A 10,322-nucleotide genomic window follows, 5' to 3' on the forward strand; every position below is an offset into this window, starting at 1 on the left:
GAAAAATGCTTCAATGGCAATTGTTTATAAGCATTTTTATATACAGCATCATTTAATACCTGGCCGATAAAACCAATACGTTCAATAAAGGATTTAGGATTTCTTTTGGAACACTCGGTTAGTCCTAGCCCAATAATTGTCAAACATATTTTATTATTCAGCGCAGTGTAAAAATCATTAGGTAATTTGTTGTCTCTAATATACGCATGCATGATTTGAAATAAGTTCTTGTACTGTTGGAATAGCATCGGCTTATAAGTTTGAGTTAAAGCGGTGGAATTGGATTTTAGATAGTGATTAAAACATTTATTAATAAACACCGCCTTTTTAACATAGCCAAAATACTGTAGATTAAATAGACCGTCTTCATAGGTGCCTATTTTGCGCAAATCAATAAATTCAAGCTTGTTATTCTGTATAATGTCCCTTCTATATAATTTTCCCCAAGCAGTTACCAGGCTGTCAGAGTTCTCAGGGTTCGCTAGCTCCTCACCAACTAAACCGATAAATCTTCGATGCAAAAGTTTACATTCTTCTCCCTCAAAAACCCGATCCTCATTAAAAATAACTTTAGGTAAAGAACGTTTTTCATATTCTCGGACATAGGACCACATGACAACATCAGCATGCTCTTCAATACATACTCTATAGGCTGTCTCACAGGTCTCCAGGTCAATCCAATCGTCAGCGTCAACGAAAATAATATAATCGCCCTGAGCATGGGCAATACCTGTATTTCGGGCAGCAGATAATCCCTGATTCGGCTGATTAATAATTTTCACCCGCTTGTCCTGCTCCGCAAAATCGTTTAAGATTTTCAGGCTGGAGTCGGTTGAACCGTCATTGACTGCAATAATTTCAATGTTGCTAAAGGTTTGGTGTATTAAGCTATTCATACAGGTATGCAGGTATTTATCGACATTAAAAACAGGAACGATGATCGTTATTTTAGGTAAAGTGGCATCTTTCATCTCCCATCCCTCACGCTTTTACTGTAACTCGGTTAATTATTTTCTCAATGATGTCCTTGCCAAAAGCCTTCATCATACGAATCTTTATGATTCGTCTATATCTTACATGCCAAGGTAACCAGGTCTGCGAAAAATGATGGATAGCATAACTTTCTTCACAAATGAAATTATCACCGTTTTTATAATCATAGGGAGAAAAATATGTTTTGGGGAAAATGGCTATATTCCCATTGATAATTTGCTGTTTTCCATTCAATTTTGCTCCCATACTTTTTACGATCTCTGATAATACATAGGTGTTGGTTGTTAGGTTATAACTACCATCATCATGGATAAACTTCTTATTTTCATAATGCCTAAAAAATGCATCCAACAGCACATCATTTTGTTGTGCTCCGATTACGCAGCTTGCCATATAGGTATCGTCTTCAAACCCCCAAAAAGAACTATAAGTAAGTAAATCATCAAACCCTTTTAGCACTTCCACATCGGTGTCCATATAGATGCCGCCCATTTTTTTCAGCGCATATAAACGCACATAATCACTAACAAAAGCATACTTTTTGCATGTATAGGCTTCTTGCACATAGTCATTCGCTTGATGAATATCAAAGTTGTCTTCGTTCCATTCAATGATTTGATATTCCGGCAAAACCTTATGCCAGCTTTTCATACATTTTTTGACTAAAGTCGGTTTTTGGTTTCGCCCAAACCAGCAATAATGTATTATTTTAGGAATTGTATTTTGTGTTTCCACCATATCACCCATATTACCTATTGATCAAACGATATATTTTTTCCACCTCGTGCTCATTGCCATAATCATTGTTTTTCATGTTATTAATAAGTCTTTGCTGTAAACGAGTGTCTTCGATCACGGCTTTTATCCCTTTCGCACATTGTTCAATATCCATGGGTACAATTATGCCGTCATAGCCGTCCTTAAGCTGACTGGGCGCTGTGGCAAAATTGGTTATGATCACAGGCTTACATAGTATTTGAGCTTCCCGTACCGCAACCGCCTTGCCTTCATATCTCGAAGGCTGAACATAAATATTGCAGGACTTCATGTATGGGTAGGGGTTGGTTTTCTTCCCGAGTATGATAAATGTATCTTCGATATGTAATTCCTTAATTTTTGCTTTAACGCTGGACTCATCCCCGCCATACCCGATGGCATACCATTTTATGCGGCAGCCCATATCTAATAGCTGCTTACATATCTGCACCGCATTATCAAAAGCTTTGGCATAGGAAAACCGACCAACCGTACACAGCTTTACTACTCCTGGTTCATCAGGCATTTCATTTAAAACGTCCATATTGGCTTGCTGCTGTATAAATTTTGGGGAAAGTATATTTTCAATAATGATGGTTTTATCTGCCATTTCGGGATATATTTTTAGAAACGAGTCTCGGCAGCTGTCAGAAACGGTGGCAATATAATCAAAATCATTCCACATAAGAAAATCTTCTGATTTATCTACATCTATCATAGAAAAGTCAGTATGTATCCAGGCTATTTTCACCCTGGCATCCACATGGTTAGCTACAAAGTAATGGGGATCTAAGAAACTTATGGCTACATCGTATTTTTTGGTTATTTTAGGAAGAAACGGCTGCGCATATTTATGTCCATATTGCTTGGTTATATAGCAGCCATCACGAAATTTTTTGATTCTAACATAATAGGCACTGACAGCTTTACCTAATAGTCTGGCTAGTGCAATGGCTAGTTTTCGCTGAGTAACAGCTTCTTTGATGGGTCTTACCAAGCATAAACAGCTTTTATCAGGCGGTAATAGATTTACCTGTTCGGGAATAAGAGACAACCATTCGCCTTGGTGTGAGTACAAAAACAAATCCACATCATATGTACTATAATCAAAACTATTTAATAAACCAATTAGACTTCGCTCAACCCCGCCGATGTCCAACGAATGCATGCAAATAAATATCTTTCTTTTCATACAGACCTCTATATATATGTATTAATCCGTTACATAAGCTATGGGCCAGATCAAACGGCATATTGGTATATAAAAAGGCAATCGCTTTTTCCCGAAATCGCATGCGGTTTTTGAATAAAGGCGTATCTTTCCACGGCGTTTTTTTCAAATACCCCAAATAAAGCCCCTGTAAGGGATGTTTACATCCTTCTACCCAGGGTCGTCCCACAAAACCCGGAGTATAATGGATAATAACCGGCTTACGGATTGCTTCGGCTAGCATTTCACTTGAATAACAGTAACTTTTCATATTGTAATATTTTATGATTTGTTCTCTGCTCATCGTAAAAAATACGGACATCACATTATATTTAGGATGAATAATTTTACATTTATTCCGCAATACGCCATTGATTGTTCCCTGATCATGGTGACGAACGTTACCGCCGCGGTGTAAGATAAAATCAATAAAATTCTGTTCAATATGGTTACTTCTCCATATATTGAGATCTATTACTATAACACCGGAATTAATGTAATGATCTTCCTCACTTAATCCTATTTCCGAATAGTTTTCACTATATTGGGAGACCGAATCAGCAACTCCTGCGATAAAACAATTATCTAAGTCCAATGTCCATAATTCAGCCAAAGAGCCATTTATGACGGTATCACAATCCATGTATATTATCTTCTCAACCTCTTTCGGCAAAGCACTCGCAAGAAAAAGCCGGGAATATGCGCTAATGGCAATAGAATCGCTGATATGTAAAGGCAAATTGTTTAAAAACGGAGCCATTTCGATAAAGATAATTTTTCGTTTGTAAGCATGGGCAATAGTTAAAAGATTTTCTCTGTTCATCAGCGAAACATTATTTGTCAGAATATACACAGTAATATCAGTAAACTCTTGATTGTTTTCAAATAAAGATACCATGGATACTCCGACATGCTGCGCATAATTATTATCAGTTGAATAGGCAATTTGTAAATGCATACGAACCTACTCCCGTCTCTACAGGCGGCGTCAGTCCAGGTGGAGTAATCTCTCCACCTGACTTAAGAACTTCCATGTCTCCCCGCCAAATTGTCAACTGTAAACGATTCATATCATTCAGCTCAGCGCAACAACCCGGTTGCCGGCTGATATCCTCCTGCATACTCATTAGTTTGTGTATTCGTTGCACTTTCTTGACTATGTATTGGCTTAAAGCCCGATAAGCCTCCCGCCGAATAAGACGGCACAATTTTCTTTAAAATTTTATAAATCTCATCATCATGAATGGCTTTTTTCAAAGCAGCAATTCTCTGATTCAATAGTTTCTCGTCAACGGCTTTGATTTCTGCCACAAAAATCTTCTCATGCTTGGTTGCATTGATACCTTCATCAGCTGTAAGTAACTCCTCATACAACTTTTCACCCGGTCTTATGCCGGTATATTCGATTTTTATATCCTTATTGGGTACTAAACCGGAAAGCTCAATTAAGTCTCGGGCTAAATCGGCAATCTTAACCGGTTCACCCATATCCAATACAAATACTTCCCCCCCTTTAGCCATCGATCCAGCTTGCAAAATTAGTTGAACAGCCTCAGGTATTGTCATAAAGTATCGTCTCATTTCAGGGTGAGTAATCGTTATTGGACCACCGGCAGCTATCTGTTTTTTAAATAGTGGCAGTACACTTCCTCGACTTCCTAATACATTGCCAAACCTAACTACCACAAATTTCGTTGAGCTTTTATTGCTTATACTTTGAATGACTAGCTCGGCGATTCTTTTGGTAGTTCCCATGACACTGGTTGGATTTACAGCCTTATCTGTCGATATCATTACAAAAACTTCAGCCTCATGCTTATCTGCCGCTTCGGCAACTACTTTTGTACCAAAAATATTGTTTTGTACTGCCTCTTTAGGCTGCAACTCCATTAATGGTACATGTTTATGTGCTGCGGCATGAAAAACGACTTGAGGTTTATAATGGTAAAAGACTTCATCCATTCTCCCCTTGTCTTTTATGTCTGCAATAATTGGACTTAGATCAAGCTGGGGATATTTAGTTCGTAGTTCCCTATCGATTTCATAAATGCTGTTTTCCCCTTTTCCCAACAATATAAGCCTATTAGGGGATAATTTAGCAATTTGGCGGCATAATTCTGAGCCAATAGACCCGCCGGCACCGGTTACAAGAACACGTTTGCCACTGATATATCCGGCGATTTCATTCAAATCAAGTTGAACCGGATCTCTTCTTAACAGATCCTCTACGTCCACATCGCGCAACTGCTGAACCGTAACCTTTCCATCAATCAGCTCATACATACCTGGAAGCGTTTTTACCAGGCAACCTGTTTGTTTGCATTCGTTTACTATTTCCCTAACAATATTGCCTCCCACCGAGGGCATTGCAATAATAATTTCATTCACTTGATACTCTTTTACAGCTTGTCTTATTACCGACCGATCGCCAATAATTTTGACACCATATATCATTTGGTTGTGCTTATACGGGTCATCATCAATAAAGCCAATCACATGTTTATTGCCGTTGCAGCTGTACTTCATTTCCCGGGCAATCATTGCCCCGGCATCGCCGGCACCGACAATAAGTACATTTGCAGTGCCTTTTCTCCCCTTTACCTGCCTAAAATGCAAGACTATACGCACACATAACCTGGATAACCCAATCAATATAATTGTTGAAAACCAGCTTATAACATGAACGCTTTTAGGTACTGCAGGGCCTATAAACGTAGTATACATGATGATGATCGAACTTAACGTCACTGCTCCCCCTATTGCCAGCAGCTCATTAATACTGGCATAGCGCCACAAACGATGATATAACCCGAAGACATAAAAAGATAAAAGACGAAAAAAGATAAAGACTGGCATCAAAGGCAGCAGAAATGTTAAGAACAAAACGTCAAGGGCCGTTTCCTCAAAGCGAATCATTAGCGACAAAAGCAGTGTTAAACTAACAATAGCTGTATCGATAAATAGTAAAATCACTAATGATAACTTGCGCCGCATGATTACATCCCCCAACTGGTCAATTTGCAGCTTGCCCTACTTTCTCATAGTAATGATAATAAGCACTTTGCTCAGCAAAGGTATCAGAACGATTAATGATTACACCCAATATATTGCCATTCACAGTTTCCAAGTGCTCTTTAGCTCTCAGAATCATCTCAGGCTGAACCTTGCCCACTCCAACCACCACTATGATCCCATCCACCATTGGGCCCAGAATACAAGCATCAGTAACTGGTAAAACTGGTGGACTATCGATAAGTATAAAGTCGGCCTGACTCTTGAGTGAAATTAGCGCTGCCTTAACTTTATCAGAATCCAGTAGATCAGACGGGTTAAACAGTATTGGCCCACTGGTAATCAACTGTAGATTGGGTATACCGGTTTCCTGTATAATATCGAATATTGCACATTCCCCATTCAAAAAGTTGGTCAAGCCCCGAGCAGTTTTCCGTTTCTTAAAAATTTCATGTTGAACAGGTTTGTGTAAATCACAATCTAATAGAATTACTTTCTTGCCTGTCTGCGCTAACACAATGGCCGTGTTAGCCACTGTCACAGATTTTCCCTCGCCCGCACTGGCACTGGTAAACAATATGCTTTTCGTCATATTGTCTTTTTTAGAGTGCAGTATCTTGGTTCTAAACGCCCGAAAGGCCTCAGCCCAAACAGATTTCGGACTATAATGTACAACCAATGTTCTGTTAGTCAATGTGTAACACCTCATCTTTCCTCCTCATTGTCTCTTTATATACTGAGTCAAGGCTTCCGCCTCTACAGGCGGTGTCAGTTCAAGTGGAGTAAACTCCCCAACTACTTCCCCGTTTCAGCATTATAAATTCGCAAACGATTACATGACCATAAGTTTTCCCTGTATTTTCCATGAGTCTATGGATTAACCTTATCGGGTAAATAACTTGCGGACTTTATTCCCCCATGTTCCTTGTGGCAAATCAACTGCTGTACTAAAATCTGGTATAATTCCTAAAACCGGCAAACCCAACAGCTCTTTTGCTTCCTGATCATTAAGAACAGGCCGCTTACTATATTCCAATAAAAACGCTATAGCTGTTCCTAGCAGTAGCCCAACCATCATTCCTACTAGTAAAACGTGATTACTGCGGGATTGAATCGGGAATTCAGGAACAATAGCAGCATCCAGTACCCTGACGTCTTTAGGATGCAAAACTTCATTAATGCGTGCTTCTTCGTAACGTCTGTCCAGCATCATATATATTTCCTGTGCCACTTGCGCCTCCCGTATTAAACGTGTCATCCCCTGTTCCTTTGCTGGAAGAGACGCCATGTCCTTTTCACTATTAGCTAACATAGTGCTGATGGCTCTTTTTTGTGCTGTTGCAGCGGCTATATCTGCTTCTGCCATAATTTTTTCTTGCATTAGAGCTTGGGTAATGGGATTTCCTGAAGCAGCTTCTGCGTTTAGTACGCGTGCTACTTCCGCGTTTAGTTTAGATCGCGTTTCTGTTATACTTGCCCTGAGGGCGACTACTTTCGGATGACTGTCCGCATGTTTAGGCAATAAACCTGCTAATTCCACTTCCATATCTGCCAATTTGGATTTATATTGCTGAATCATCGCGTTGTCAGCCACAATCGTAGGTTTTTGACCAGCCAACTGCCGCTCAGCGTTATTAAGTTTCGCCTGAGCAATGGCAAGATTGACAGTGTTCTCCGCTAACATTCTGTCAAGCGAAGCAAGCTTTTCTGCCATTGCTCTGGACTGCATATCCGCTCCAATCATTTTTTGTTCTCGTTTATAATCTTCTAGCGCTCTTTCAGCACGATCCAGTTCCTGCTTTGCGTCTTTTAACCGCTGTCCAATGAATTCCTTAACTGCACCTTGCTCTTTTGCCAACAAAGCAATAAGCGTTTCACTGAGTGTATTAGCAAGCAATTGCGCTTCCTGCGGTGAAGTAGACTGCACCACAATATATAAAATATCTGCTTCCTTGGCTGGCTTAACAGTAATATTAGAAATGATTTGTTCATAGCGGGGAGAAAATTTTTGATCTTTATATACCTGGTTTATAGCTTCCTGTACAACAGTGCGGCTCTTAAGCAGCGCAGCATAATTAGCCATCGTTTGCTTGATACTAAGCTGCGAACCGCCCGTCATACTAGCAAAAAATAAGGGAACCTCTTCGGATGGTTTAATCCGTAGACTAGCTACCGCTTCATATCTAGGAGGAGTAATAAAGTTGATAAACGAGGCGATAGCCACACCCAACAGACAAGTAGCTAGAATTAGGGTATATCTTTTTTTGATAATCCATTTGCAGGTTTGCAAATCCTTGTTTATTTGACTCATGTCACTGTCCTCCATCTGACGATAAGGCATTCGTTTAGCGAACGCTAATCATCATTAAACTTACTAATTTGGTAAGCAATACTGAAAAATGGAAGTATATCTCTGCTAAAATCAATTCGCCCACTGGAAGTAAGAAACACCACATCCCCCTCATATAACTCACAATTTTGCGTCATGTCTCCCTGCTTCAAGAGTTTTACCAGATTAATTTCCTGAGGCTCTTTATTGGAGTCCTTACGCCAGATATAGACTTTTCTTTTTAGAGCATCCTTGGTATAGCCTCCGGCAGCTCCCAGCGCATCAAGTAGGGAATGCCCCTTTTCCAGTTCATACATTCCAGGCTTGGCCACTTCACCTAATACATAAATACGAGTCGTCCGAAACTTTGTTATATTGACTGTAACCTGCGCATCTCTTGCATAATGAGTAATTCCCTGAGCAATAACCTCGGCCAACTCACCAGGAGAAAGTCCGCTGGCCTGAACCTCACCCACTATCGGATAGGCAATCTTTCCATCTGACCTAACCATCAGGTTGCTGACCTTCAGTTCGTCAAACCCGAGTACATTAATATCCAATATATCACCCGGCCCTAGACGATAATCTTCAGCCCAGCAACAATTGCCTACACTCAATATCATGAGCAAAACGAGAATGATACTTTGCGTTTTTTTCAATTGATTAACCTCCCATAATACTTTGTTAGCTGCAAAACCAGAAAACAAGCTTATTTGGAAATTTTTGTAATTTGTTTTATTATATATTGCCCCATTTCTTCAGGGCAATTCATTTGGTACAAGTTGCATTTATTAACTCATAAGTTGAAGTATAATATGCAATTAGACTGGCCTAACTAGCCACTAATTTAAGGGCAGTACCTCTTACAATCTGACCTTATTCGTAACCCAGCAATAGACTTAAAAATATGACTATACTGCCGACTGACTGGTATTTCCCGATTATAACCAGCGACCTTGGCAATCATGGTATTATTTTCGCCAGGAAACATTTCTGATAAATAGTCTGGATTTATTGCAAAACTTCGATGACAGCGAATCAACCGTTTTTCCCCAACCATACTTAAAAAAGCATGTAAGGTGTAATTGCTTTGATAAATTTTATTCTCAGCCACAACCATAACTTTTCGGCTTCCTTTTTCCAAAAAGCAGCAGGCAATTTTCTCAACATTAATCATGACAATTCGATTACCATCCCATAGAGATATCCGTTCAGGCTTCTGAGTCACTTGCTTAGATACTGCCCTGTTTGGACTGGACATTTCTAAATATTTTTCATCAGTAGCCATTACAAGAACAATTTCAGGACCTAAATCTTGCTTTATTCTAAAATTGGCCTTCTTCCTGTCTGATTCATAAGCACGATCATTAACAATCATGCCTGTTACCTTCATTTCACTTATTTTCTTCAATGCGTCAAATACATTAATTAAGTTTCCTACTACTTCCACCCGAAAACTATGTTGACTTGCCAGTTCTTGTAAAAAGCGACTCTCATCATCAACCAAGAGAACTTTTACCATGTTTATCCCCCTAGTAAGTGATTATTCTCTTTTTCCAATTCCTATAAGATAAATTGTCAGCAGAAATAAAATCTACATTTTGCCTATCTCACACTATAGACATATTGTTGGAAATAAATGTAAATTAAGTTAACTAATGTACATTTTAATTATTCACGTAATTATAATCAATAAATTTGTTACGTCCACTTTCGACACTTTATAGCTTATCTCACAAAGTTAATACAAGCTCTGCAGTCAATAAAACATGTAACCTAGAAAACAAGACCCAAATTTTTATAAAACAATAAAAGAATGTCAGAATTTTTTTAAACAGGTTACAATTCTCCGCATAAGATGATCATAAAAATAGTTTTAAACTAAGAATGCCATAAATTGTGAAGTTTTGTTCCAAACAAAAAAAACACTATCCTGTTTTTGACAGATAGTGCTTTTACCTCTTAAATTTTTTAGGCTCTATAATAAATGTTGGGGTAACCAGTTCTACAACTGGAACTGCC

Annotated in this window: 9 protein-coding genes; all 9 read right to left on the minus strand. The window is 39.0% G+C overall.

The features are described 5' to 3' along the window. Positions 1-971, minus strand: a 971-nt coding sequence (locus AC29Z1_RS06100) for a glycosyltransferase (RefSeq protein ID WP_488270568.1), incomplete at its 3' end; no start/stop codon positions are given. 10 nt (positions 972-981) lie between these two features. Then, complete coding sequence (locus tag AC29Z1_RS06105) at positions 982-1,740, minus strand: glycosyltransferase family 32 protein (RefSeq protein ID WP_488270569.1); 759 nt, start codon at positions 1,738-1,740, stop codon at positions 982-984. A 1-nt stretch (position 1,741) separates the two neighbouring features. Continuing rightward, entirely contained in the window at positions 1,742-2,941 is a 1,200-nt protein-coding gene (locus AC29Z1_RS06110) for a glycosyltransferase (RefSeq protein WP_488270570.1), read from the minus strand. Continuing rightward, positions 2,889-3,917, minus strand: a complete 1,029-nt coding sequence (locus AC29Z1_RS06115; protein ID WP_488270571.1) for a glycosyltransferase family 8 protein — start codon at positions 3,915-3,917, stop codon at positions 2,889-2,891. Before AC29Z1_RS06115 ends, AC29Z1_RS06110 begins: the two co-directional genes overlap by 53 nt. A 122-nt stretch (positions 3,918-4,039) precedes the next feature. Further along, positions 4,040-5,953, minus strand: coding sequence for a polysaccharide biosynthesis protein (locus AC29Z1_RS06120; RefSeq protein ID WP_488270572.1), 1,914 nt, complete (start codon positions 5,951-5,953; stop codon positions 4,040-4,042). Between the two features lie 19 nt (positions 5,954-5,972). After that, the gene (locus AC29Z1_RS06125; protein WP_488270573.1) at positions 5,973-6,680 is read right to left on the minus strand and encodes a CpsD/CapB family tyrosine-protein kinase; all 708 of its coding nucleotides are present in this window, start codon (positions 6,678-6,680) and stop codon (positions 5,973-5,975) included. 174 nt (positions 6,681-6,854) lie between these two features. Continuing rightward, the gene (locus tag AC29Z1_RS06130; protein ID WP_488270574.1) at positions 6,855-8,282 is read right to left on the minus strand and encodes a GumC family protein; all 1,428 of its coding nucleotides are present in this window, start codon (positions 8,280-8,282) and stop codon (positions 6,855-6,857) included. 44 nt (positions 8,283-8,326) lie between these two features. After that, positions 8,327-8,959 (minus strand): polysaccharide biosynthesis/export family protein, encoded by a 633-nt coding sequence (locus tag AC29Z1_RS06135; protein ID WP_488270575.1) that lies wholly within the window; start codon positions 8,957-8,959, stop codon positions 8,327-8,329. Positions 8,960-9,147: 188 nt separating this feature from the next. Continuing rightward, positions 9,148-9,822 carry a LytR/AlgR family response regulator transcription factor gene (locus AC29Z1_RS06140; protein WP_488270576.1) on the minus strand — a complete coding sequence of 225 codons (675 nt, stop codon included), beginning with the start codon at positions 9,820-9,822 and terminating at the stop codon, positions 9,148-9,150. Positions 9,823-10,322: the final 500 nt, after the last annotated feature.

Source organism: Sporomusa sp., assembly GCF_057736855.1.